General features: G+C 70.4%; 17 protein-coding genes and 3 tRNA genes. 9 read left to right on the top strand and 11 right to left on the bottom strand.

The window, feature by feature from the left end:
- Positions 1-3: 3 nt before the first annotated feature.
- Genes ACIQFU_RS28750 through ACIQFU_RS28730 form a run of 5 tightly spaced genes read right to left on the bottom strand, consistent with a single transcriptional unit; the run spans position 4 to position 9234 of the window.
- Positions 4-6087, bottom strand: a complete 6084-nt coding sequence (locus tag ACIQFU_RS28750; RefSeq protein ID WP_402555240.1) for an SDR family NAD(P)-dependent oxidoreductase — start codon at positions 6085-6087, stop codon at positions 4-6.
- A gap of 12 nt (positions 6088-6099) precedes the next feature.
- Positions 6100-6486, bottom strand: a complete 387-nt coding sequence (locus ACIQFU_RS28745; protein WP_402555238.1) for an acyl carrier protein — start codon at positions 6484-6486, stop codon at positions 6100-6102.
- A gap of 2 nt (positions 6487-6488) precedes the next feature.
- The gene (locus ACIQFU_RS28740; protein WP_402555236.1) at positions 6489-7049 is read right to left on the bottom strand and encodes an FcoT family thioesterase; all 561 of its coding nucleotides are present in this window, start codon (positions 7047-7049) and stop codon (positions 6489-6491) included.
- A 34-nt stretch (positions 7050-7083) separates the two neighbouring features.
- A complete protein-coding gene (locus ACIQFU_RS28735) occupies positions 7084-8322 on the bottom strand; it encodes a cytochrome P450 (protein ID WP_402555234.1) in 1239 nt (412 codons plus the stop codon).
- Positions 8323-8346: 24 nt separating this feature from the next.
- A complete protein-coding gene (locus ACIQFU_RS28730; protein ID WP_402555232.1) occupies positions 8347-9234 on the bottom strand; it encodes a TauD/TfdA dioxygenase family protein in 888 nt (295 codons plus the stop codon).
- A 431-nt stretch (positions 9235-9665) separates the two neighbouring features.
- Here ACIQFU_RS28730 and ACIQFU_RS28725 point away from each other — a divergent pair, with 431 nt between their 5' ends.
- The 7 genes from ACIQFU_RS28725 to ACIQFU_RS28695 all read left to right on the top strand — a co-directional run bounded on the left by ACIQFU_RS28725 (position 9666) and on the right by ACIQFU_RS28695 (position 15607).
- Positions 9666-9923 carry an acyl carrier protein gene (locus ACIQFU_RS28725; protein WP_402555230.1) on the top strand — a complete coding sequence of 86 codons (258 nt, stop codon included), beginning with the start codon at positions 9666-9668 and terminating at the stop codon, positions 9921-9923.
- A gap of 8 nt (positions 9924-9931) precedes the next feature.
- Positions 9932-10618, top strand: coding sequence for a lysophospholipid acyltransferase family protein (locus tag ACIQFU_RS28720; RefSeq protein WP_402555228.1), 687 nt, complete (start codon positions 9932-9934; stop codon positions 10616-10618).
- Between the two features lie 127 nt (positions 10619-10745).
- Positions 10746-10820: transfer RNA gene (locus tag ACIQFU_RS28715), tRNA-Asp, on the top strand.
- A 24-nt stretch (positions 10821-10844) separates the two neighbouring features.
- A tRNA-Phe gene (locus tag ACIQFU_RS28710) sits at positions 10845-10918 on the top strand.
- 133 nt (positions 10919-11051) lie between these two features.
- Entirely contained in the window at positions 11052-15047 is a 3996-nt protein-coding gene (gene hrpA, locus ACIQFU_RS28705; protein WP_402555226.1) for an ATP-dependent RNA helicase HrpA, read from the top strand.
- A gap of 104 nt (positions 15048-15151) precedes the next feature.
- Positions 15152-15226, top strand: a tRNA-Asp gene (locus ACIQFU_RS28700).
- A gap of 186 nt (positions 15227-15412) precedes the next feature.
- Positions 15413-15607 carry a DUF6274 family protein gene (locus ACIQFU_RS28695; RefSeq protein WP_402555224.1) on the top strand — a complete coding sequence of 65 codons (195 nt, stop codon included), beginning with the start codon at positions 15413-15415 and terminating at the stop codon, positions 15605-15607.
- Between the two features lie 487 nt (positions 15608-16094).
- Here the strand turns inward: ACIQFU_RS28695 and bldC are convergent, their stop codons facing one another.
- Together bldC and ACIQFU_RS28685 are read right to left on the bottom strand one after the other, a co-directional pair.
- Positions 16095-16301 (bottom strand): developmental transcriptional regulator BldC, encoded by a 207-nt coding sequence (gene bldC / locus ACIQFU_RS28690; protein ID WP_003949541.1) that lies wholly within the window; start codon positions 16299-16301, stop codon positions 16095-16097.
- A gap of 544 nt (positions 16302-16845) precedes the next feature.
- The gene (locus ACIQFU_RS28685) at positions 16846-17697 is read right to left on the bottom strand and encodes a hypothetical protein (RefSeq protein ID WP_402555222.1); all 852 of its coding nucleotides are present in this window, start codon (positions 17695-17697) and stop codon (positions 16846-16848) included.
- Positions 17698-17926: 229 nt separating this feature from the next.
- On the opposite strand from ACIQFU_RS28685, the gene ACIQFU_RS28680 reads away from it, so the two are divergent.
- Positions 17927-19021 carry a Leu/Phe/Val dehydrogenase gene (locus ACIQFU_RS28680; RefSeq protein ID WP_402555220.1) on the top strand — a complete coding sequence of 365 codons (1095 nt, stop codon included), beginning with the start codon at positions 17927-17929 and terminating at the stop codon, positions 19019-19021.
- A 321-nt stretch (positions 19022-19342) separates the two neighbouring features.
- Positions 19343-19597 (top strand): DUF3073 domain-containing protein, encoded by a 255-nt coding sequence (locus ACIQFU_RS28675; RefSeq protein WP_333750058.1) that lies wholly within the window; start codon positions 19343-19345, stop codon positions 19595-19597.
- Positions 19598-19684: 87 nt separating this feature from the next.
- On the opposite strand, the gene purM is transcribed toward ACIQFU_RS28675, so the two are convergent.
- From purM to ACIQFU_RS28655, 4 genes are all read right to left on the bottom strand, one after another.
- Positions 19685-20752 carry a phosphoribosylformylglycinamidine cyclo-ligase gene (gene purM / locus ACIQFU_RS28670; protein ID WP_402555218.1) on the bottom strand — a complete coding sequence of 356 codons (1068 nt, stop codon included), beginning with the start codon at positions 20750-20752 and terminating at the stop codon, positions 19685-19687.
- Positions 20753-20803: 51 nt separating this feature from the next.
- Positions 20804-22330 carry an amidophosphoribosyltransferase gene (gene purF, locus ACIQFU_RS28665; RefSeq protein ID WP_402555216.1) on the bottom strand — a complete coding sequence of 509 codons (1527 nt, stop codon included), beginning with the start codon at positions 22328-22330 and terminating at the stop codon, positions 20804-20806.
- Between the two features lie 62 nt (positions 22331-22392).
- Positions 22393-23283, bottom strand: coding sequence for an META domain-containing protein (locus tag ACIQFU_RS28660; protein WP_402555214.1), 891 nt, complete (start codon positions 23281-23283; stop codon positions 22393-22395).
- Between the two features lie 59 nt (positions 23284-23342).
- Positions 23343-24140, bottom strand: coding sequence for a sterol carrier family protein (locus tag ACIQFU_RS28655; protein ID WP_402555212.1), 798 nt, complete (start codon positions 24138-24140; stop codon positions 23343-23345).
- Positions 24141-24149 lie beyond the last annotated feature (9 nt).

Here is a 24149-nt window from a genome sequence, read left to right as displayed (position 1 = left end):
GGTTCAGCCCTCGCCTTCGAGCAGCGCGGCGAGTTCCGCGTCGGCCTGCTCGTCGGAGAGCCCGGCGACGTCCCGCTCCTCGGCGGCCGGCGTCGCCTCCGCGGTCAGCTGCGCCAGCACGTGGTCCGTCAGCGCCCGCACCGTCGGGAAGTCGAAGGCGATCGACGAGGTGAGCGGCGTCCGGAAGTCGGACTCCAGCACGTTCTTCAGCTGTACGGCGCTCAGCGAGTCCAGGCCCAGGTCGCGGAACGGTGCGTCCCCCGCGATCTCCTCGGGGCCGCGGAACTGCAGCACCTCCGCCACCCGGACCCGGATCCGCTCGTTGATCCGCGCGGCGCGCTCGGCGCGGCCCACCGCGGCCAGGCCCGCCAGGTCGAACGGGGCCACCGCACCGCCGTACCCGCCGTCCGCGCCGGCGACCAGCGAGTAGAGCGCGTTCGCCGCGGGCTGCCGGGACACGAAGCGGTCCCAGTCGAACTCGCCGACCATCACCTGCGGCAGACCGCCAAAGAGGGTTCTGGACAGCGCCCTGGTGCCTTCGCCGGGCTGGAGGAAGCGCATGCCCTGGCCCTCGATGGCCCGCATGTGCCGGCCGCCCAGCTTCGCCGCCATGCCGACCTCGGCCCACGGCCCCCAGTCAAGGCTCAGCCCGGGCAGACCCCGACCGGCACGGCGCTCCATCAGCGCGTCCAGGAAGGAGTTCGCGGCGGCGTAGTTGGCCTGGCCGGCCGGGCCGAGCACCGCGGAGACCGAGGAGTAGCCGACGAACAGCTTGAGCCCGGGTGCGGCCTGTTCGAGCAGCCGGGCGCCGTACACCTTGGGCCGGAAGACCTGCTCCAGGTCCTGCCAGGTCATGGCGGAGAGCGGCTTGTCCGCGAGGACTCCGGCGGCGTGCACCACGCCGGCCAGCGGCTGCAGTTCGGCCACCACCCTGGCGACATCGCCGGGGTCGGCGACGTCGCCGCGGCAGAAGGTGACGGCGACCTCGTCGCCGAACCGCCGCGCGAGCTCCGCCGGGGCCTCGCTGCGGGACATCAGCGCGATACGGCGGGCGCCGAGCGCGACCAGCTTCTCGGCGGTGAGCAGACCGAGCGCGCCGAGGCCGCCGGTGATCAGATAGGTGCCCTCCGGGTCGATCTCCTCGGCCACCGGCGCCGACCGCTCACCGAAGCGGAGCACCAGCTTTCCGGTGTTGGCGCCACGCGACAGGACGCCGAACGCCTCCGTCGCCTCGTCCAGGTCGTAGGCGGTGACCGGCGGCGGCCGCAGCTCACCGGTGCTGATCAGGTCGGCCACCGGACGCAGGATGTCCCGGGTGATGCGGGCGATCTCCGGCGGCGAGAACTCGCTCAGGTCGAAGTTGTGGTACTCGGCGTCGGGCCGCTGCGCACGGGCCTCCTCCGGCGTCCGGATGCCGAGCTTGCCGAGCTCCACGAACCGGCCGCCCTCGGCGAGCACCCGGAATCCGGCGTCGACGTACTCCTTGTTGAGGGAGTTGAGCACGACGTCCACGCCGTGTCCGCCGGTGAGCCGGAGCACCTCCCCGGCGAAGTCGGTGGTGCGCGAGTTCATCACGTGCGCCACGCCCTGCTCGCGCAGCAGCGGCCACTTGCGCGGCGAGGCGGTGGCGTACACCTCGGCGCCGGCGAGCCGGGCCAGCTGCACCGCGGCCTGTCCGACACCGCCGGCTGCGGCGTGCACGAGCACCTTGTCGCCGCGCTTGATGTGCGCCAGGTGGTGCAGCGCGTACCAGGCGGTGACGAAGGCGGTGGGCACGGCCGCACCCTGCTCGGCGGTGATCCCGTCCGGACGTCGGGCCACCATCGCGGACGGCACGGTCACCCGGCTGCGCAGCGCGCCCAGCTGACTGACCAGCACCGGCGTGCCGGGCGGGAACTCCGCGTCGGGCCCTGCCGAGACCACGGTGCCCGCGCCTTCGAAGCCGAGCGGCAGCTCTCCGTGCTCGCGGAGCATGCCGAGCGCGTTGAGCACGTCCTTGAAGTTGAGGCCGGCCGCCTCGATACGCACCTCGACCTCGTCGCCGCGCGGCGCGGCCGGCTCGGGGGCGGGAACGGCCCGCACACCGGAGAAGTCGCCGTACTCCTCGATCTCCAGCGCGACGTCGCCGGCGTCCTCCGCGACCGGGACGATGCGGCGGACGTGCCGGTGGCCCTCGCGGTAGGCGACCTGGAACTCCGTCGCCTCGGCGTTGCGCCACTCCTCGGCCAGCGGCGCGGTGTCACCGGCGGGGAGGTCGAGCAGGGTCGCCCGGAAGCCCGGGTACTCGCTCCACAGCGTCTGTCCGAAGCCCCACAGCGAGGCGGCGGGCAGACCGTCCTCGTCCGCGGGGTCCTGCGCGCCCTCGGTGACCAGCCACAGCCGTCCGCCGAAGCCCTGCAGCCGGGGCAGCAGGCCGAGCAGATCCGTGTAGTTCTCCTCGCACTCGGCGCGCAGCCGCTCGTCGGTGAGCGGACCGGGCAGCCGCCGCCAGAACCAGGCGACGTCGGTCCCGTCCTCCGGCACGCCGGAGAAGGCCGCCACGTCCGCGCCCAGGTCCGCCAGCTCCGCCGGGTCGCGGTGCGCCACCACGACGGGCCGGCACTCGCCGTCGGTGCGGATCAGCGAGCGCTTCAGCCAGCGCGGCCGGTGGTAACGGGACACCGTCCGACCGCTGTTGACGACCTTCTTGAAGGCGATGCCCCGCAGCGAGCAGACCGGCCGGCCGTCCTCGTACAGCACCGCGTCCGCGGTGGTCCCGTCGCCGGTCAGCCGGGCGACGCTGCGCAGCTCGCCGCCGCGCGGCTTCTTGTGCAGCAGCACTTCGCCGAAGCCGACCGGCAGGTACGTCTCGTCGCCCTCCACCAGCGCGGCGAGCGACTGGATCACGCCGTCGAGCAGTCCGGGCGGCAGCAGCTCCACCGCGCCCGCCGCCGGATTGCCCAGCCGCGTGACGGCCGCGCCCTCGGCATCGCGCGCGAGGTGCGTGATCCGCTTGAACTCCGGTCCGTAGGTGAGGCCGTGGTCGGCGTACTCGGCGTACAGCTCGTCGGCCGGGAAGACCGTGCCCGGGTCGGCGGCCGTCAGGCCCACCGGCTCGGCCGTCTCACCGAAGCGTGCGGTGAGATGGCGCCGCTCCAGGCCGTCGGCGAGGCTCACCACCTCGACCTCGCCGTCCGCGGTGACCCTGGTGCGCACCTCGGCGGGGACCAGCAGCGGCTCCAGGATCCGCAGTCCGGTCAGCGGCCGGGACGTCTCACCGTACTCCGCGTCCTGGAGCGCGAGCATCAGCTCGACGTAACCCGCGGCCGGGAAGAGAACCTGTCCCATCACCACGTGGTCGCGCAGCCACCGCGGATGCTCCGGCTCCAGCCGTGCGGTGAACTCGCCGGGCCCGGTCCGCCGGCCGAGCAGCGGGTGCAGCGCCAGCGGGTCGGCGGTGCGGCGGTGACCGCGGGACGGCAGCCAGTAGCGGCGGCGGTCGAAGGCGTACGACGGCAGCACGGCGCGGGCGGCGCCGCGGCCGTGGTGGAAGCCGCGCCAGTCGACCGCGAGGCCCGCCCGGTAGGCGCGGACCAGCGAGGAGAGCAGGGTGCGGCCGGCCTCGTCGTCCGCCTTGAGGCTGGCCAGCCACAGGTGCTCCTTGGGCTCGGCGACGCAGCGGCGGCCCATGGCGGTCAGCGTGTTGGCGGGCCCGACCTCCAGGAAGAGGTGGTGCCCGCGGGCTTCCACGGCCCGCATGCCGGCCTGGAAGCGGACCGGCTCCGCGACATGCCGGACCCAGTAGTCGGCCGTCGAGACGGTCTCCAGGTCGGCGACCTCGCCGGTGACGTTGGAGACGAGCGTGAACTCCGGCTCGCGGAAGACGATGCCGTCCAGCGAGGCCCTGAACTTCTCGGTGATCTCCGCCATCAGCGGCGAGTGGAAGGCGTGCGAGACGGGCAGTTCCCTGGTCCTGACACCGCGCGCGGACAGCTCCGCCACGACCTGGTCCAGCGATGCGCGGCCACCGGAGACGACGCAGTCCTGCGGCGTGTTGAGCGCGCCGAACGAGAGGTCCGGGTACGGCGCGATGAGTTCGGCGACCTGCTCGGCGGGCGCCGCCACGGCCACCATGGACCCGGGCGCCTCGACCGACTGCATCAGGGCGCCGCGGGCCGCGACCAGGCGTACCGCGTCCTCCAGCGAGAACAGTCCGGCGACCGCGGCCGCCGCGACCTCGCCGACGGAGTGGCCGACCAGCACGTCCGGCCGTATCCCCCAGCTGAGCCAGAGCTTGGCGAGGGCGTATTCGAGGGAGAAGAGCGCGGGCTGGGTGAACCGGGTCTGGTCGAGGTCGGCCGCCTCGCCCTCCTCACCGAACATGAGCGCCTTGACGGAGCGGCCCAGGTGGGGGGCGAAGAGCCGGTCGCATGCGTCCAGGTGCTCGCGGAACACCGGGTAGCGCGCGTACAGCGGGGCACCCATGCCCGCGTACTGGGCGCCCTGCCCGGTGAACAGCAGCGCCACCTTCCGTTCCCGTTCCGCCGTGGGCTCCTGGCCGAGGAGCGCGAGCAGTTCGTCGCGGTCGCCGACCACGCCGGCGAGACGGTGCCCGAAGTGGGCCCGGCCGAGCGTGCTGGTGCGGCAGACCTCGTCGAGACCGAGGTCGGGATGGTCCTCCAGGTGCCGTCGGTGGCGCGCGGCCAGCTCGCGCAACGACTCGGGTGTCTTGGCGGAGAGCGCGAAGACGCCGGCCTCGCCGGACCCGGCATCGCGGGCGGGCGCGGGCGGGGCCTCTTCGAGGACGGCGGAGGCGATGGTGCCGGCGAAGCCGAAGGAGTTGACCAGCGCGCGGCGCGTCGGCGCCGACCAGGCGACGGTCTTGGTCGGCACGGTGACGCGGTAGCGGTCCCAGGGAATGTGCGTGGACGGTGTGTCCCAGTGCAGGTGCGGGAAGATCTCCGCGCTCTGCAGCTGGAGCACGGCCTTGATCAGTCCGCCTACGCCGGCCGCGGCCTCCATGTGTCCGACGTTGGTCTTCAACGAGCCGACGGTGACGCCGTCGGGGAAGGTCGCGTCGACGGCGCCGAGCTCGATCGGGTCGCCCAGCGACGTTCCCGTGCCGTGCGCCTCCACGTAACTCACGTCGCCCGGCCCGAGCAGCGCCGCGTCCAGAGCCGCCCGCATCACGGCCTCCTGCGCGGAGCCGTTGGGCACCGTCAGCCCGCCGCTCTCGCCGTCCTGGCGCACAGCGGTGCCGCGGACCAGGGCCAGCACCGTGTCGCCGTCCTCCTTGGCCCGGGACAGCCGCTTGAGGACGACGGCACCGCAGCCCTCGCTGCGGCTGTAGCCGTCGGCCCTCTCGTCGAAGGTCTTGCACTCGCCGTCCGGAGCGAGCATGCCGGCCTGCGAGAAGACCACGTGGTTGCGCGGGTGGTGGATGACGTTGACGCCGCCGGCGAGGGCGACGGAGCACTCGCCGCGGCGCAGCGCCTCCACCGCCAGGTGGAGGGTCACCAGCGACGAGGAGCAGGCGGTGTCCACCGTGAGGCTGGGCCCGCGCCAGCCGAGGAAGTACGAGACCCGGCCCGACACCGCGCTGTTGGCGGCGCCGGTACCGGTGTAGGCGTCCATCTCCTCGTACGGCAGCTGCACCACTTCGAGGTTGAAGTCGACGCCGCTGGAGCCGAAGTACACCGCGCCGTCGCCGCCCCGCAGCCCGGTGGGATCGATGCCCGCGTGTTCGAGCGCCTCCCAGCAGGTCTCCAGCGCGAGCCGCTGCTGCGGGTCGATGTACTGGGCCTCCTTGGGGGAGATGCTGAAGAACCGGGGGTCGAAGCGGTCGAAGTCCCGCAGGTAGCCGCCACCGGCGGTGCGGATCCGGCCCGCGGTGACCGGGCCCTCGCCGTCGTCCGCGAACTCGGCGGCGTCCCAGCGGTCCTCGGGCACAGGCCCGGTCCCGGAGCGGCCGGCGCGCAGGAACTCCGCGAATCCCTCGGGTGTGTCGTTCTCACCGGGGAACCGCAGGCCGACACCGACGACCGCGATGGGCTCGTACTTCTCCAGCAGGAGGCTCTCCAGGAGCTTGCGCTCCTCACCCTCGTTCACGCGGGGACATCCTCACTTCTTGTAAAGGTCTTCGAGGAGTTTTCCTACGAGTTCCTTCTCCGGGCGCTGCTCGGCCCGGCGCCGGCGCTCCGTGCCGAACAGCTCCGCCAGCACGTCGGCCGTCAGGTGCTCCAGAAGACGGGCGACGGTCGGGCTCTCGAAGAGCAGCGCCTCGTTGATACCGGCGCCGAAGCGCTGCTCCAGGCGCTGCTTCAGCTCGGTGGCGCGCAGCGAGGTCAGGCCGAGGTCGAAGTAGTTGGCGTCCAGCGGCAGTTCCTCGGCCTCGCCGAGCAGCAGGGCGACCCGGAACTCCGCGACGACGCTCTCCCGCAGCGCCGTGCGGCGCTCGGACAGGGGCAGGGCCGCCAGCTCGCGGTAGCCGGGTGCGGTGCGGTCCACCGTCAGCCCCCGTTCGCCGGTGCGTTGGTTATGACGATCTTGACCTCGCCGCGGCTGTCGCCGCCGGCCTGGTCCCAGAAGCGGCAGCCGGTGTTGACGACGACCATCCCGCCGCGGTCCGCGCTCGGCGCCCGCTCCACCACCTTCTCCAGCGTGATCTCGCCCTGGAAGCGGCTGGTGTGGATGCCGCGGCGGTAACTGCTGGCGAGCTTGGCGATGAGGATGTCCGGGAGCTGCCGGTCCCAGTAGTCCTGCATGCTCCACCGGTCGAACGGCGCGAAGAGCCCGTCCTGCACGGCCTTGGCGGCGATGTAATAGAACATCTGGTTGTAACAGATGTTGAACTCGACCGCGTTGAAGTGCCCGGTGGAGTCGATGTAGCAGGACTCCTCGATCTCGAACTCGCAGAGCGCGCGGGCCACGCCCTCCTCGCTGCCGCCAAGGACCACCTCGGCGGACTTCAGGTACTGGCAGTTGTCCCGGTACGGAGTGAGCACGCGGGCCAGCAGGTCCGGGTCGTTCGGCAGCGTGCGCAGCCCGGCGAGCGCGGTTTCGGTGGTCATGGTGTGCCGTTTCCTCAGGTGGTGGCCGGGGCGGTCAGTAGGTGACCGGGATGGAGGTGGGAATCCGGATCAGATAGGCGCGGCGCCACGGGATCTCCTCGACCGGCGTCTTCAGCGCCAGGTCCGGCAGCCTGCGCAGCACTGCCTCCAGAGCCACCGACATCTCCAGCCGGGCCAGCTCGGAGCCCGGGCAGTAGTGCGGCCCGTAGCCGAAGGCCACGTGGTGGTTCTCCGGCCGGTCGAAGGAGAGCGCGTCCGGGTCATCGAAACGCTCGGGGTCGCGGTCGGCGGCGGCCATGCAGAGCATCACCTGGTCGCCGGCGTTGATCGTGGTGCCGCCGAGCTCGACGTCCTCCGCCGCGAAACGGCGGGCCGAGGTGTGCGCCGTGCCGTAGTAGCGGAGGAACTCCTCCACCGCGTCGGGGAGCTTCGCCGGGTCCCCGCGCAGTTCGGCGAGGCGCTCGGGGTTGTCGAGCAGCGCCATCACGGCACCGCCGATCATGCCGACCGTGGTGTCGTAGCCGCCCAGCAGGATCATGAAGCCGAGGCCGACCAGCTCCTCCTCGGTCAGCTCGTTGCCGTCGTCGTCGCGGCTGGCGATCCACTCCGAGACGACGTCGTCGCCGGGCTCCGCACGCCGCTTGGCGATCAGCCCCTGCAGGAAGGCGAGCATCGACTCGCCGGCCTCCTGCGACGCGGACCGGTCGAGGCTCAGGATGGTGTCGGACCAGTAGGCGAAGTTGCCCCGGTCCTCCTCGGGCACACCGAGCATGTCGCCGATGACGGCGATCGGCAGCGGCGCGGCGAGGGCCGAGATCAGGTCCGTCTCGCCGGACTCGCCCATCGCGTCGATCAGCTGCTCGGTGATCTCCTCGATGCGCGGTCGCAGCGCCCTGATCCGGCGGATGGCGAAGGCGCGGTTCATGAACTTCCGCAGCCGGGTGTGGTTCGGCGGGTCCTCGCTGGCGAGCGTGTTGGACAGGAACGCCGAAGGCACCGCCAGGTTGTCCCGGTACGTGGGACTGGCGTGCTTGATGTTGCGCACCAGCCGCTTGTCACCGAGCCCCTGGCGCACCTCCTCGTACCCGGTGACGTACCAGGACGGGGCGCCGGCCGGGGTCTCGATCCGGTGCACCTTGCCTTCGCCGTGCATCAGCGCGTACGTCGCGTACGGGTCGGCGTGGTACGTGTCGTCGAAGGGCATGCGGGCGAACGGGCAGCCCTCCGTCTCCGCCTGCTCCGCGGCCTTCGTCGGCTGTGTGGTTTCCGTCATGAGTCGGCTCCTCCTCGGCGGACGTCAGACGCCCGTGACGGCGTGGAACGGGTGCGCGTCGTGCACGGTGACCCGGTGCGAGACGGCGGGCTCGGGCGTACTGGTGTGCAGCGCGCGGTGGATCAGACTGCGGTTGTCCCAGACCAGCAGGTCGCCCTCCTCGTACGTCTGGAGGTGGACCAGCGGGTGCGCGCACTCGGGGTCGAGCTGTCCGGTCGCCTCCAGCAGCCGCGGCACCAGGGAGTCGTCCAGCCGCTCGCCGGCCTCGTTCTCCAGGGCGCAGGTGAAGCCCTCGGAGATGTAGAGCACCGTCTCGCCGGTGACCGGGTGCGTGAACGTGGTGGGGTGCTTGACCGCAGGGGTCTTCCTCTCGATCTCCTCCAGCAGTTCGGAGACCGGCCGGTACACGTCCGAAGGACGGATCTTGAAGTAGCGGCGCGGCGACTGCTCGGCGCGCGTGCCGGCGATCGCGTCCTTCAGGTCCTGCGGCAGGCTCTCGTAGGCCCTGCCCATGTCGATGAAGTACGTGCCGCGGTTCTCCTTCGGGATCACCTGCGGGTAGATCAGGGTGAGCCCGAAGGGACGCGGCATGAACTGGTAGTCCGCGTGCCAGAACTTGCCGGTCTTGGGCACGCCGACCTGCTTGCCGTCCGCCGGCACGTTGGAGGAGACGAAGATCTCCCGGTACTCCGGGTGGTGGTACATCGGCTCGTAGTAGACGTCGATCTCACCGAGCCTGCGACCCAGGTCGATGAAACCCGGCGAGTCCAGGTCCTGACCCTTCAGCACTACGATCTTGGCCGTGTAGACCTGGTGCAGCAGCTCCGCGATCTCCTGCTCGCTCGCCGAGCGCGGATCGAAGTCATGGATCTCCACGCCGAGCGCCGAGGACTCCGGTGCCTGGATACGCATTGGTCGCCTCCCCATCTGTACCGCCTCCGCAGCTTGCGATCCGAGTCTGGCGAAGTGCTCGTAAACCTCTCTAAACTCTGTCCAAAAGCCCCTGCTGAGAGCGCCCGTCGGCCACCGGACCTGGGCACCGGCAGACGCTCCCCCGACATGTCACGGTCGTGCGGGCCGGCATCCGTCGCAGTAAGGCGCCGCGTCCGGCCGGACATCAGGCGGTCCGGTCATTCGGCGGCGACAGCCGACGGCCGTGATCCGCCGAAGAGAGAAAGGGGGGACGTTTCACCGGGCGGTAAGCGCTCTTTACGACACGCTTTAGCCACTATTGTTAACTTCTCCCTGGGAGCGGTGCGGCATCTTTCCGGCTCCAGGAGCCTCTGCCGCCGACAGCAGTCCGTCACGCTCCGCCTCATTTGAACACGTGGAGGATCGCCGATATGCCGGAACAGACGAGCGTGCTGGACCTGGAGGACCTGCGCACCACTCTCGCCGAGATCCTCGACATCGACGTCGCGCAGGTCACCGACACGGCCGACTTCGCCGAGGACCTGGAAGTGGATTCGCTGATGGCGCTGGAGATCCTGGTCGCCCTGGAGGAGAAATACCAGGTCACGATGGTGCAGGAGAACCCGCAGCAGATCCGGTCCTTGTCGGCCACGTACGCCCTGCTGCTCGAGAAGCTCAACTCGAAGTAGGGCCTTCCATGCTCCGCAAGCTGCTGAGACTCGTCCTCGCGGCCCTTGTCAGATTGATTCTCCGGCCGCAGGTCCGAGGGCTGGAAAATCTGCCGGCCGGCCCGTTCATCATTGCCTCCAATCACCTCTCGTTCTTCGACTCACTGTTCATTCCGATCCTGACACCGCGCAGAGTCCATTTCGTGGGAAAACAGGGCTGGCTCGAGATGCCGGGCCTGAAAGGAAAACTGCAGGCCTTCTTCTTCCGGTCCATCGACATGATCTCGGTCGACAAGAACAGCGGCACCGGCGTGACGTCGGGGCTGTCCGGCGCGCTGGACATCCTGAACCGGGGCCAGGTCGTCGGAATCCATGTCGAAGGCGGCCGCTCTCCCGACGGACGGCTCTACAAGGGCAACTCGGGCGTCGCCTGGCTGGCCCTGGCCGGCGGATTCCCGGTCGTCCCTTGCGGCCTCATCGGCACCGAGAAGGTCCACCCGGTCGGCAGCAAGAGGCTCCACGTGGCCCGGTTCAGCGTCAGCTTCGGAGCGCCGCTCTCCTTTGCGGAAGACCACGGCCGCCAGTCGAACCGGCACGTCAGGCGTACCGTGACCGACGAGATCACCCAGGCGATCGCCGCCCAGTCGGGCCAGGAGTACGCGAACATCTACCTGTCCACGGTCAGGGAACGAATGAAGCAGAACAGCGGCGCCTGACGTCCGTCGGCGGCCGGCGCCGGGAAGCGCTGTTCGGCCCACCCCGCGAGCGGGTCCGCGCCGGCGTCGGCCCCGCCGACACCGGCGGGATGACGGAGTACATGTGCGACACTGTCGTACGAGGCTTGGTCCTGTGGAGCAGTTTGGAGTGCTCGCCACCCTGTCAAGGTGGAGGCCGCGGGTTCAAATCCCGTCAGGACCGCTGAGGTTTCACGTGAAACCTCGCGGCTGGGTAGCTCAGTTGGTACGAGCGATCGCCTGAAAAGCGATAGGTCGCCGGTTCGACCCCGGCCCCAGCCACGGCAAAGGCCCCGATCTCCGGATCGGGGCCTTGTCGTATGCGGACTCGCACGCCGGCCCGCACACGCGTCCGGGGAGGCGGCGGCAAAAGCGTTCGCCAGGATTTTCCCCGGGATGAGATCCTGGAACCCGTATGTCTACGCACCCTGCCCCCGCCCTCGGCACCCTCGCCCCCCGGCTGACCGAACTGTCGCTGCGCGACGCGCACCGGCTCGGCCGCAGGCTGGAGGGTGCGCGGAAGATCCGTAAGCCGGAGGCCCGCGCCGCCGTTCTCGCCGAGATCGAGACGGAGGTGGCCAAGGCCGAGCAGCGCATCGGCGAACGCCGGGCGCGGGTGCCGGCCGTCAGCTACCCCGAGCAGCTCCCGGTCAGCCAGAAGAAGGACGAGATCGCGGCGGCCATCCGTGATCACCAGGTCGTGATCGTCGCCGGTGAGACCGGCTCCGGCAAGACCACGCAGATCCCGAAGATCTGTGTGGAGCTGGGCCGCGGCGTCCGCGGCATGATCGGCCACACCCAGCCCCGCCGGATCGCCGCGCGCACCGTCGCCGAGCGAGTCGCGGACGAGCTGGACACCCCGCTCGGGGAGACCGTCGGCTGGAAGGTGCGCTTCACCGACCAGGTGAACCCGCAGTCCACCTTCATCAAGCTGATGACGGACGGCATCCTGCTCGCCGAGATCCAGACCGACCGCGAGCTGCGCGCCTACGACACGATCATCATCGACGAGGCCCACGAGCGGTCCCTCAACATCGACTTCCTGCTGGGGTACCTCGCCCAGCTGCTGCCGAAGCGTCCCGACCTCAAGGTCGTCATCACCTCGGCCACCATCGACCCCGAGCGCTTCTCCCGGCACTTCGGCGACGCCCCGATCGTCGAGGTCAGCGGACGGACGTACCCCGTGGAGGTGCGTTACCGCCCGCTCCTGGAGGAGGACGGCGAGGACGCCGACCGGGACCAGATCACGGCGATCACCGACGCCGTCGAGGAGCTGATGGGCGAGGGCAAGGGCGACATCCTCGTCTTCCTCTCGGGCGAGCGCGAGATCCGCGACACAGCGGACGCGCTGGAGAAGAAGTACACCCGCGCCGGAGGCGCCAATTGGCACAGCACGGAAGTACTGCCGCTGTACGCGCGGCTGTCGCACGCCGAGCAGCACCGTGTCTTCCAGCAGCACACCGGGCGCCGGATCGTCCTCGCGACCAACGTCGCCGAGACGTCCCTCACCGTCCCGGGCATCAAGTACGTCATCGACCCCGGCTTCGCCCGCATCTCCCGCTACAGCCACCGCACCAAGGTCCAGCGGCTGCCGATCGAGCCGGTCTCGCAGGCCAGCGCCAACCAGCGCAAGGGCCGCTGCGGCCGTACGTCCGACGGCATCTGCATCCGGCTGTACTCCGAGGACGACTTCAACGCGCGCCCGGAGTTCACCGACGCCGAGATCCTCCGGACCAACCTCGCCTCCGTCATCCTTCAGATGACCGCGGCCGGCCTCGGTGACATCGAGAAGTTCCCCTTCATCGACCCGCCGGACCACCGCAACATCCGCGACGGGGTGCAGCTCCTTCAGGAGCTGGGCGCGCTCGACCCGGCGCAGAAGGACGTGCGCAAGCGGCTGACCGACACCGGCCGCAAGCTCGCCCAGCTGCCCGTCGACCCGCGGCTGGCCCGGATGGTGCTGGAGGCGGACAAGAACGGCTGTGTCCGCGAGGTCATGGTCATAGCGGCGGCCCTGTCCATCCAGGACCCGCGCGAGCGCCCGGCGGAGAAGCAGGCCCAGGCCGACCAGCAGCACGCCAGGTTCAAGGACGAGACCAGCGACTTCCTCGCGTTCCTGAACCTGTGGCGGTACGTGCGCGAGCAGCAGAAGGAGCGCGGCTCGTCGTCCTTCCGCCGGATGTGCAAGCAGGAGTACCTCAACTTCCTGCGCATCCGCGAGTGGCAGGACATCTACACCCAGCTGCGCACGGTCGCCAAGCAGATGGGCATCCACCTCAACGACGCCGAGGACGCCGCGCCCGACGACCGGGTGCACGTGTCGCTGCTGGCCGGGCTGCTCTCCCACGTCGGCATGAAGGACGTCAAGGACGCCGGCGGGGAGGGCGGGAGGAGCACGGGCAAGAACGAGTACCTAGGGGCGCGCAACGCCAAGTTCGCGATCTTCCCCGGCTCGGCGCTGTTCAAGAAGCCCCCGCGGTTCGTGATGTCGGCCGAGCTGGTGGAGACCTCTCGCCTCTGGGCCCGCGTCAACGCGAAGATCGAGCCCGAGTGGGTGGAGCCGCTCGCCGGGCACCTCCTCAAGCGCACCTACAGCGAACCGCACTGGGAGAAGGACCAGGCGGCCGTGATGGCGTACGAGAAGGTCACGCTGTACGGCGTGCCGATCGTGGCGCAGCGCAAGGTGAACTACGGGCGGATCGACCCCGAGGTCAGCCGCGAGCTGTTCATCCGCAACGCCCTGGTGGAGGGCGACTGGCGCACGCACCACAAGTTCTTCGCCGACAACCGCAGGCTCCTGACGGAGGTCGAGGAGCTGGAGCACCGGGCGCGGCGCCGGGACATCCTGGTCGACGACGAGACGCTGTTCGACTTCTACGACCAGCGGGTGCCCGAACACGTCGTCTCCGGCGCGCACTTCGACTCGTGGTGGAAGCACAAGCGGCACGAGCAGCCCGACTTCCTCGACTTCGAGCGCGAGATGCTCATCAACGAGAAGGCGGGGGCGGTCACCAAGGACGACTACCCGGACTCGTGGCGCCAGGGCCCGCTGAAGTTCCGGGTGACGTACCAGTTCGAGCCGGGTGCGGACGCCGACGGCGTCACGGTCCACGTGCCGCTCCAGGTACTCAACCAGGTCACGGACGAGGGCTTCGACTGGCAGATCCCCGGCCTGCGCGAGCAGGTCGTCACGGAGCTGATCCGCTCCCTGCCCAAGCCGGTCCGCCGCAACTACGTGCCCGCGCCGAACTACGCGCAGAAGTTCCTGGACAGGGCGGTGCCCCTCCAGGAGCCGCTGACGGTGACCATGGCGCGGGAGCTGAAGCGCATGGTGGGGGTGCCGTTCGACGCCGAGGACTTCGACTGGGCGAAGGTCCCCGACCACTTGAAGATCACCTTCCGGATCGTCGACGAGCGCCGCCGCAAACTGGCCGAGGACAAGGACCTGGAGGCGCTGAAGCTCCGGCTGCGCCCGAAGGCCCGCAAGGCCCTCTCGCAGGCCGCGGCGGCCACCGCGGAGCGCAGCGGCGGCGAGTCGCTGGAGCGCACGGGCCTGACGGACTGGACGATCGGCACGCTGACCCGGGTCTTCGAGACCCGCCGGGCCGGCCAGCCGGTGAAGGCCTACCCGGCGCTGGTCGACGACGGCGACACCGTCTCCGTCCGCCTCTTCGACACCGAGGCCGAGCAGGCCCAGGCGATGTGGCGGGGCACGCGCCGGCTGATCCTGCGCAACATCCCGGTCAACCCGGCGAAGTTCGCGTCCGAAAAGCTGACCAACCAGCAGAAGCTGGGCCTGTCCGCGAATCCGCACGGTTCGATCCAGGCGCTGTTCGACGACTGCGCCATGGCTGCGGCGGACCGGCTGATCGCGGACTTCGGCGGCCCGGCGTGGGACCGGGAGTCGTACCGCAAGCTCTACGACAAGGTCCGCGCGGAGATCGTCGACACGACCATCCGCACGGTGGGCCAGGTGCAGCAGGTGCTGGCGGCCTGGCAGGCCTGCGAGCGCCGCCTGAAGGCCGTGCGCAGCCCCGCGCTGCTGGCGAACCTCCAGGACGTCCGGACGCAGCTGGACGCGCTGGTGAAGCCGGGCTTCGTCACCGAGGCGGGGATCAGGCGGCTGCCGGATCTGATGCGCTACCTGGTCGCCGCGGACCGGCGGCTGCAGCAGATGCCGACCGGGGTCCAGCGGGACACCTCCCGCATGGAGAAGGTCCACGAGATGCGGGACGAGTACGCGTGGCTGCTGGAGCAGATGCCGCAGGGCCGGCCGGTGCCGCAGCAGGTCCTCGACGTCCGCTGGATGATCGAGGAGCTGCGGGTCAGCTACTTCGCCCACGCGCTGGGCACGGCGTACCCCGTCTCCGACAAGCGGATCGTGAAGGCGATCGACGCGCTCGCGCCCTGACCGGCCCGTGACGGAGCCCGCACGGAGGGTGAGTTCGACCGGCGGCCCACCCTCCTGTACAGTCTCTTCTCGCAGCGCAACGCACAAGAAGCGCCGCGAAACCTGGTCCTGTGGAGCAGTTTGGAGTGCTCGCCACCCTGTCAAGGTGGAGGCCGCGGGTTCAAATCCCGTCAGGACCGCAGTGAAGACCCCGCACCGATCACTCGGTGCGGGGTTTCTTTCTGTGCGCATGCCCCCTGAAGCCCCGGAAGCCACCCAAAGCCCCCAGCAGCCCTCAGCGCCCCTCTCGTGGCCTTGACGGCGTCACATTCGCTCGGTACTCCAAAGACAGGGCACATCCCCCGTGCAGCCCCTGGAGGTGGCGCATGACGGCATCGGTCAGGCACGAGACGCGGGCCCTGCTCCGCGCGCATCTGTCGGCCGCGTCGTCCTACGGTCACCTGACACGCCACTGCCCTGTCTGCCACCGCCTGTTGCGGCTGGCGCTGGACTCGCCGGCGCCACAGTCTCCTACGGGCCGTCAAGAGGGCGTCGACGACGGGAGCGCGCCCACGGCCTGAACGGTGCGAGCCCCAACGCCCTTGCGCCGCAGCCCTCCTGGAGGCCAGGCCCCCAATAGCGCACGGGCGCCGCACCCAACAACCACCGTGCCGTGTGACGGGTGTCACCGCATGAGTTTTTGAAATGGCGGCACTTACGGCTCCCCTACAACTGGTCAATTTAATATGTGCAATTGCACCGCCTTCGCAGTGCTCGCACAGTGGATCCGACACCCCTCCCCAGACTCCGACAAGCCCGCTCACAGAACCGGCCGCCGACCCGCCACCCGGCACAGGACCGCACACGAAACCGGGTGCACACCCGGGCGCGGACCCGAGTGGGAACCCGAGCCGAGGCCCGGGCACAAAGAAATCGCGCTGGACCCGGCGGAGTCCAGCGCGATCAACGACGCACCTCTGTTGGGGCAGGGACGGCGTCGCTTGGAGCTGTGGTTCCAGGCGCCTCGACAGGTTGGGGGACCTGCCGTTCTGCCCGGTTATTGAGTTGTCAGGCCTCGCTGCGCTGCTGCGGAATGCCCGCGAGCAGGGCGCGGACCTCGGCTTCGCGGTAGCGGCGATGCCCGCCGAGCGTGCGGATCGACGTGAGCTTGCCGGCCTTCGCCCAGCGCGTGACCGTCTTCGGGTCGACGCGGAACATGGTGGCGACCTCAGCCGGGGTCAGCAGCGGCTCGGCATCAGGGGTGCGAGCGGTCATGAGCGGCCTCCTCGGGAGAACCGAACCTTCTCGGTTCATTCCTCTAAATTCTGCACCTTGACCCGCGTTGCCCGAAATGGCGGACGCGAGTCGAGTCGGTTATAGGACGAACGGCTTGTCCTCGGCACTACAACTACACCATCTGTCCAGCCGCGTCGGCCAAACCGATGGAATTGCCCTCCCAGGTGTTCATCAGCGACGGAAGCCGATGGACCATGCCATAGCGGACAGTCACGCCACTGTGACGATCAGTCACAGGGCGATCAGGGGTCACCAGACCTGCCATCAGACCCCCCAAAGCGTGCAATGCTGAGATTCCGCCCACAGTGCATCACAGCAGGACGGAAGGAGCCCTCCCCGGGCTCCTTGTCCTATTTTGGCATGAGGAGGGGGAAGCGGCGCAAGAGTGATGTACGTGCGGTCCGTCACGCTTGACGCATACGCCCGGATCGGGACCTACGTCCTTTGTCGGCAAGGGATGAGCCCACACCGAACACGTGTCGGAGCGGAAGACGAAACCCCACATCGGGCGGTACGTCAAACGTCAGTTCGCGGACCGCCGGTCCCGGACGGCCCGCCAGCGCTCCACGAGGCGCCCGTACGCGGCCCCCGCGGCGGCCCCGTCGCCGTGACGCAGCGCCTCGATCCCCTCGGCGACGTCCGCCGCGGAGTGGTCCGCCTCCAACTCGCCCGCCGGCAGGGCGTGCACCAGCCCTCCGTAGTCCAGCTCGACCAGGGAACGCGGGTGGAACTCCTCCAGCCAGCGCCCCACGTCCACCAGACCGTCGATGAGCGGTCCCTCGTCCACGGCCTCCCGCAGGGCCCGCAGCCCCCGGGCCACCCGCCGCCGGGCCTGCACCATCGGCGTCCGGTAGCGCAGCACCGGCGCGTCCGCCCCCTCGGCGACGCCGCCCCCGTCGTACTCCCGCTCCGCGTCGGAGACCAGCACGAACCAGTTGATCGGCACCTGCCAGGTGGCCGTGCGGATCCAGGGCCGGGCGTCCGGGTTGCGCTCCAGCCAGCGCTCGTAGTCCTGGGTGCTCTGGCGGCGTACGACCGGGGGGATCAGGGCGTCCAGGACCGGCTCCGGGAAGTCCTCGGCCAGGTCGCCCAGGGCCTGCCAGCCGCGCAGCCGGGTCCGCCAGGGGCACACGCAGACCACGCCGTCCACCTCCGTCACGAAGGCGTCGGCGCTCTCGTGCACCGGCACCGCCACGGGCGGGGTGGGCAGCAGGTCGGCCAGGGAGCGGCGCAGCTCGTCCTGGTAGGAGGGCCGGCCGGGGCGGCGGGCGTAGCGGGCCCAGTGGGCGCGTTCCGCGTCGGGGAAGGCCGCCAGCGGCTCGTACACGCGCAGGTACGCCGCGTACGGGACGATCACCGAGGACACCTTGGGCACGCCTGCTCCCTCCCCCGCGCACCGACGCGAAAACCTGCGGAAAGCCGTGGAAACGGATCACAAACGCGCGAGAATCTCTGCAAATCGTCGCACGCCCGTACTCCGTGCGGAGGTGATCCTGAGCACTGTGCGGCGGGCGGGCACCACCAGGCTCTAATCTCGTGCCACAGTCCCCGCCACCCGCACGGGGCCTGCCACCCATCGCCGCAACTACACAGGAGTCACCACCGTGACCGACGTAACCGGCGCACCTGCTGATGTACTGCACACCCTGTTCCACTCGGACCAGGGGGGTCATGAGCAAGTCGTGCTCTGCCAGGACCGCGCCAGCGGTCTCAAGGCCGTCATCGCCATCCACTCCACCGACCTGGGCCCCGCACTCGGCGGTACCCGCTTCTACCCGTACGCGAACGAGGCGGAGGCCGTCGCCGACGCGCTGAACCTCGCGCGCGGGATGTCGTACAAGAACGCCATGGCCGGGCTCGACCACGGTGGCGGCAAGGCCGTGATCATCGGTGATCCGGAGCAGATCAAGAGCGAGGAACTGCTCCTCGCCTACGGCCGGTTCGTCGCCTCGCTCGGCGGTCGCTACGTCACCGCCTGCGACGTCGGCACGTACGTCGCCGACATGGACGTCGTGGCCCGCGAGTGCCGCTGGACCACCGGGCGCTCCCCCGAGAACGGCGGCGCGGGCGACTCCTCCGTCCTCACCTCCTTCGGCGTCTACCAGGGCATGCGGGCCGCCGCCCAGCACCTGTGGGGCGACCCGACGCTGCGCGACCGCACCGTCGGCATCGCGGGCGTCGGCAAGGTCGGCCACCACCTGGTCGAGCACCTGCTCGCCGAGGGCGCGCACGTGGTCGTGACCGACGTGCGCAAGGACGTGGTGCGGGCCCTCACCGAGCGGCACCCGTCGGTGGTCGCCGTCGCCGACACCGACGCGCTGATCCGGGTGGAGAACCTGGACGTCTACGCACCCTGCGCGCTCGGCGGCGCGCTGAACGACGAGACCGTGCCGGTGCTGACCGCCAAGGTGGTGTGCGGCGCGGCCAACAACCAGCTCGCCCACCCGGGCGTCGAGAAGGACCTCGCCGACCGCGGGATCCTCTACGCCCCGGACTACGTGGTGAACGCCGGCGGTGTCATCCAGGTCGCCGACGAGCTGCACGGCTTCGACTTCGACCGGTGCAAGGCGAAGGCCTCGAAGATCTACGACACCACGCTGGCCATATTCGCACGTGCGAAGGAGGACGGTATTCCGCCGGCCGCCGCGGCCGACCGGATCGCCGAGCAGCGGATGGCGGAGGCCCGTACCCGGCGGTGATCCGGCCGTCGTACGGCGGTGGCCCGGCAGGGCCTTCGCAGGTTTGACGGGTACCCGTCGGGGGGCAGTTCGAGAGAACTCTCACTTATCCCGGCGGGTCGACCGCCGAAAGGTGGTTAAAATCGCGGTTGACCAGCGAGGACGGGGCGCCTCGGCGGTCCTGGGCAGGGCCACGTGCTGCGGGCGACGTACCGTATGGGCGTGGGCTCAGGTACCGTGGAAGCCCTACGGACCGGTCTCTCCACGGAGAGCCCGTTCCGGACCATGAACGCGTGTCAAGACTCTGGGGCCGTCGAGCCCCGTCGTTGAGGGGGTCGAGCCATGGGGCGCGGCCGGGCCAAGGCCAAGCAGACGAAGGTCGCCCGCCAGCTGAAGTACAACAGCGGTGGGACTGATCTCTCCCGCCTGGCCGAGGAGCTGGGCGCATCGCCATCGAATGCACAACCGCCGAACGGCGAGCAATTCGAGGACGATGAGCAGGACGACGACGTGTACGCACGTTACGCCGACCTCTATGAGGACGACGACGAGGATGAGGACGGCCAGTCCCCTTCCCAACAGCGACGCGGCGCTTGACCTTGCACTGAACACCTTCCCGGTCGGTGACCTCCGTCACCGACCGGGTTCTGTGCTACCCACGTCATCCGCCGCACCCGCGGTGCCTCAGGCGGCGTAGTCGCCCACGAGCTCGGCACCCGTCGTGTGCTCGCCGCGGTCGGTGATCTCGCCGGCCACCCAGGCGTCCACGCCGCGGTCGGCGAGGGCCGTCAGGGCCACGTCCGTCGATTCCTCGGGCACGATCGCGATCATGCCCACGCCCATGTTGAGGGTCTTCTCCAGCTCCAGGCGCTCGACGTCGCCGGTCCGGCCGACGAGGTCGAAGATCGCGCCCGGGGTCCAGGTGGACCGGTCGACCACGGCGTGCAGGCCGTCGGGGATCACACGGGCCAGGTTGGCCGCGAGCCCGCCGCCGGTGACGTGGCTGAAGGCGTGGACCTCGGCGGTGCGCATGAGGGCCAGGCAGTCCAGGGAGTAGATCCTGGTCGGCTCCAGCAGCTCCTCGCCGAGGGTGCGGCCGAGACCGTCCAGGTGGGCGTCGAGCGCCAGGCCGCCCTCGTTCAGCAGGACGTGGCGGACCAGCGAGTACCCGTTCGAGTGAAGCCCGGAGGACGCCATGGCGATCACCGCGTCACCCGTACGGATGCGGTCCGGGCCGAGCAGCCGGTCGGCCTCCACGACGCCCGTACCGGCGCCGGCGACGTCGAAGTCGTCCGCGCCCAGCAGGCCGGGGTGTTCGGCCGTCTCGCCGCCCACCAGGGCGCATCCCGCCAGCACACAGCCCTCGGCGATGCCCTTGACGATGGCGGCGACCCGCTCGGGGTGGACCTTGCCGACGCAGATGTAGTCGGTCATGAACAGCGGCTCGGCGCCGCACACCACGATGTCGTCCATGACCATGGCGACCAGGTCGTGGCCGATGGTGTCGTAGACGCCGAGCTGCCGGGCGATGTCGACCTTGGTGCCGACGCCGTCGGTGGCGGAGGCGAGCAGCGGACGCTCGTAGTTCTTGAGGGCGGAGGCGTCGAAGAGGCCGGCGAAGCCGCCGAGGCCGCCGAGGACCTCGGGGCGCCGCGTCTTCTTGACCCATTCCTTCATGAGCTCGACGGCGCGGTCGCCCGCCTCGATGTCGACGCCGGCAGCTGCGTAGCTGGCACCAGTTGTGTCAGGCATGACGATGAGAACCTTCGTGTCGTACGGCGGTGGGGCCAGGGAGGCGGACGGCTACGGGCGACGGATGGCGTCGGCGGCGGCCGTACCGGCGGGCCCGGCGGCCAGCTCGGTCTCCAGGAGCTGCTTGCCGAGCAGCTCGGGGTCGGGGAGTTCCATCGGGTACTCGCCGTCGAAGCAGGCGCGGCACAGGTTCGGCTTGGCGATGGTGGTCGCCTCGATCATGCCGTCGATGGAGATGTACGCCAGGGAGTCGGCGCCCATCGAGGTGCCGATCTCCTCGACGCTCATGCCGTTGGCGATGAGCTCGGCGCGGGTGGCGAAGTCGATGCCGAAGAAGCAGGGCCACTTCACGGGCGGCGACGAGATCCGGATGTGGATCTCGGCCGCGCCGGCCTCGCGGAGCATGCGGACCAGCGCCCGCTGGGTGTTGCCGCGGACGATGGAGTCGTCGACGACCACCAGCCGCTTGCCCTTGATGACTTCCTTCAGGGGATTCAGCTTCAGGCGGATGCCCAACTGGCGGATGGTCTGTGAGGGCTGGATGAAGGTCCGGCCGACGTAGGCGTTCTTCACCAGTCCGTTGCCGAAGGGGATGCCGGAGGCCTCGGCGTACCCGATCGCGGCGGGGGTGCCGGATTCCGGGGTCGCTATGACGAGGTCGGCCTCGACGGGTGCCTCCTTCGCCAGCCTGCGGCCCATCTCGACACGCGAGAGGTAGACGTTGCGCCCGGCGATGTCGGTGTCCGGGCGGGCCAGGTACACGTACTCGAAGACACAGCCCTTGGGCTTCGCTTCTGCGAAGCGAGTCGTTCGCAGGCCGTTCTCGTCGATGGCGACGAACTCGCCGGGCTCGATCTCCCGGACGAAGCTGGCGCCGCAGATGTCCAGGGCGGCGGACTCGGAGGCGACCACCCAGCCGCGCTCCAGCCTGCCCAGCACCAGCGGGCGGATGCCCTGCGGGTCGCGGGCGGCGTAGAGGGTGTGCTCGTCCATGAAGACGAGGGAGAAGGCGCCGCGCACCTGGGGCAGCACCTTGCCGGCCGCCTCCTCGACGGTCAGCGGCTTGCCGTCGTCGTCGACCTGGCCCGCGAGCAGCGCGGTGACCAGGTCGGTGTCGTTGGTCGCCGCGACGCGGGTGGAGCGGCCGTCCTGCTTGGGCAGGTCGGCGACCAGCTCCGCGAGCTGGGCGGTGTTGACGAGGTTGCCGTTGTGCCCGAGCGCGATGGAACCCTGCGCGGTGGCACGGAACGTCGGCTGGGCGTTCTCCCACACGGAGGCACCGGTGGTCGAGTAGCGGGCGTGACCGACCGCGATGTGACCCTGGAGCGAACCGAGCGAGGTCTCGTCGAAGACCTGGGACACCAGGCCCATGTCCTTGAAGACGAGGATCTGGGAGCCGTTGCTGACCGCGATACCCGCGGACTCCTGGCCCCGATGCTGGAGGGCGTACAGCCCGAAGTAAGTGAGCTTTGCGACCTCTTCGCCCGGAGCCCAGACTCCGAAGACGCCGCAAGCGTCCTGGGGGCCCTTCTCGCCGGGAAGCAGATCGTGATTGAGTCGACCGTCACCACGTGGCACGCCACCGAGTGTAGGCGAGGTCGACCACTGGTCCGAATTGGGGACCGGGGGTCAGCAGTGGATCACTGCTCGGCGACGGCCCGGACCGTGGCGCCGTCTTCGCTGGTCAGCGTGAGGGTTTCATGATCGATACGATAGGTGACCTTGCCGTCGAAGAGGCCGAGCAGCCGCTTCTCGGCGGCCATGAGTGAGCCTTCGCACATCATTCGGGTCGTGGACGGGGCGCCGAGGGTGATACGCCCGTCGCCGACGGTGGCCGAGGCGTTGACGCGGTTGCAGGGAAGGTGTCCGGAGACGGTCTTCGCGTCCCGGTCGAAGGTGAGGCGGGCGCGGCCCTCGTCGCCCTTGTGCCCCGGAGTGTCCACGACCCACTTCGTTCCGTGGAGGGGCGCGTCCTCGGACCTGCTGAGCCGGACGGTGTCGCCGTCGGCGGTGGTGAGGGTGAGGCGCTCCCCCTCGCCCTTCGTGGTGAGCGGGCCGGTGGTGAGGGCGCGGCCGAGGGACTTCTCGAAGCCGGCGGGGGTCTTGTCGCAGGCCTTCTCGGTGAACATGGCGTCGCTGAGCCGGACCCGTGCGCCGTCGCCCCGGTCCTCGATGTCGGCGCGGGCGCTGAAGCTGTTGCAGCCGGTGCTGCCCGCGGCCTCGCCGCCGTCGTCGATCCTCACGTGCGCCGCGTCCGGCGCCCGGTGGGTGGTGCCGTCGACGGTGACGCTGTCGATGCTCCACCGCACACCGGTGACGCGCTGACCGCCCGCGTCCGCGGAGCCGCTGCCGGAGTCGCCGGCCTTCTCGCTGCCGCAGGCCGCGGCGAAGGGGACGAGCGCGGCGACGGCGGCCACGGCCAGGGTCGTGCCGCGCTGCTGCCCGCGCGTGCGCGGCCGCGTCTGCCTGTTCTGCTGTGTCTTCTTCTGCTGTGTCTTCTGCTGCTGCGTCTTCCTGTTCTGCCTGTACATGCCGATTCGACGGAGCCGGGGAAGATCCGGTTCCGTCCGGTTCCCGTCGGCCTTCCCCCTCAGCTCAGCAGCGGCAGCAGCGCTCCGAGGTCGGCCCGCTCCCCGCTCGCGCTCACCTTCGCCCCGGCCAGAGCGTCCTTCCAGGCCAGCCGTCCGGCGGCGAGCCGGACCCAGGTCAGCGGGTCCGTCTCGACGACGTTGGGCGGGGTGCCCCGGGTGTGCCGGGGGCCTTCCACGCACTGCACGACCGCGTACGGCGGGATCCGCACCTCCGTCGAGCCACCGGGCGCCTTCACGGCGAGCGCGTCGGCCAGCAGCCGGGTCGCGGCGGCCAGGGCCTGCCGGTCGTACGGGATGTCGAGGCCGGGGACGGCGGCGTTCAGGTCGTCGGTGTGCACGACCAGCTCGACGGTGCGGGTGACGACGTAGTCGGCCAGCGGCAGGGCTCCCGCGCTGGTGGGGAGCAGCCTGCCGCCGGGGTGGGTGTCGAGCCGCTCGGTGAAGCGCCGTTCGGCCTCGGCGAGGTGGGCGTCCGGGTCGGGGTGCCCGGCGGCGAGCCGGCGGGCGGTGGCGGCGATGGCGTCCGCGTCGGCGCCGATCGCGAACGGCCAGTCCAGCAGCCGCCCGTCCTGCCGCACCGGCTCGGGCTCTCCGAGCAGCCGGTCCACGGCGGTCAGCGCCGTCCCGACGTGCGCGACCAGGTCCCGCACGGTCCAGTCCCCGAGCCGGGTGGACAGCGCGAGCTGCTCCGGGGTGAGAGCGCGGACCGCCGCCCGTACGTTGCCGAACTGGGCGAGGACGGCGGCACGGGTGCGGACGGGGTCGTAGGCGCGGGGGCGCTTCCTGGCGGGCGGCATGCGGTGAGC

It is taken from the genome of Streptomyces sp. NPDC093065, assembly GCF_044754585.1.
In the GTDB taxonomy this organism is placed as follows: Bacteria; Actinomycetota; Actinomycetes; order Streptomycetales; family Streptomycetaceae; genus Streptomyces.
Note: the sequence above shows the minus strand (reverse complement) of the source record. Positions and strands in the feature narration are given on the sequence as shown.

Coding starts and splice junctions, on each gene's coding strand:
- ACIQFU_RS28740 (WP_402555236.1), bottom strand. CDS start 7,049: ATGACCACCGAAACCGCGCTCGCCGGGCTGCGCACGCTGCCGAACGAC.
- ACIQFU_RS28735 (WP_402555234.1), bottom strand. CDS start 8,322: ATGACGGAAACCACACAGCCGACGAAGGCCGCGGAGCAGGCGGAGACG.
- ACIQFU_RS28730 (WP_402555232.1), bottom strand. CDS start 9,234: ATGCGTATCCAGGCACCGGAGTCCTCGGCGCTCGGCGTGGAGATCCAT.
- ACIQFU_RS28725 (WP_402555230.1), top strand. CDS start 9,666: ATGCCGGAACAGACGAGCGTGCTGGACCTGGAGGACCTGCGCACCACT.
- ACIQFU_RS28720 (WP_402555228.1), top strand. CDS start 9,932: ATGCTCCGCAAGCTGCTGAGACTCGTCCTCGCGGCCCTTGTCAGATTG.
- hrpA (WP_402555226.1), top strand. CDS start 11,052: ATGTCTACGCACCCTGCCCCCGCCCTCGGCACCCTCGCCCCCCGGCTG.
- ACIQFU_RS28695 (WP_402555224.1), top strand. CDS start 15,413: ATGACGGCATCGGTCAGGCACGAGACGCGGGCCCTGCTCCGCGCGCAT.
- bldC (WP_003949541.1), bottom strand. CDS start 16,301: ATGACCGCTCGCACCCCTGATGCCGAGCCGCTGCTGACCCCGGCTGAG.
- ACIQFU_RS28675 (WP_333750058.1), top strand. CDS start 19,343: ATGGGGCGCGGCCGGGCCAAGGCCAAGCAGACGAAGGTCGCCCGCCAG.
- purM (WP_402555218.1), bottom strand. CDS start 20,752: ATGCCTGACACAACTGGTGCCAGCTACGCAGCTGCCGGCGTCGACATC.
- ACIQFU_RS28660 (WP_402555214.1), bottom strand. CDS start 23,283: ATGTACAGGCAGAACAGGAAGACGCAGCAGCAGAAGACACAGCAGAAG.
- ACIQFU_RS28655 (WP_402555212.1), bottom strand. CDS start 24,140: ATGCCGCCCGCCAGGAAGCGCCCCCGCGCCTACGACCCCGTCCGCACC.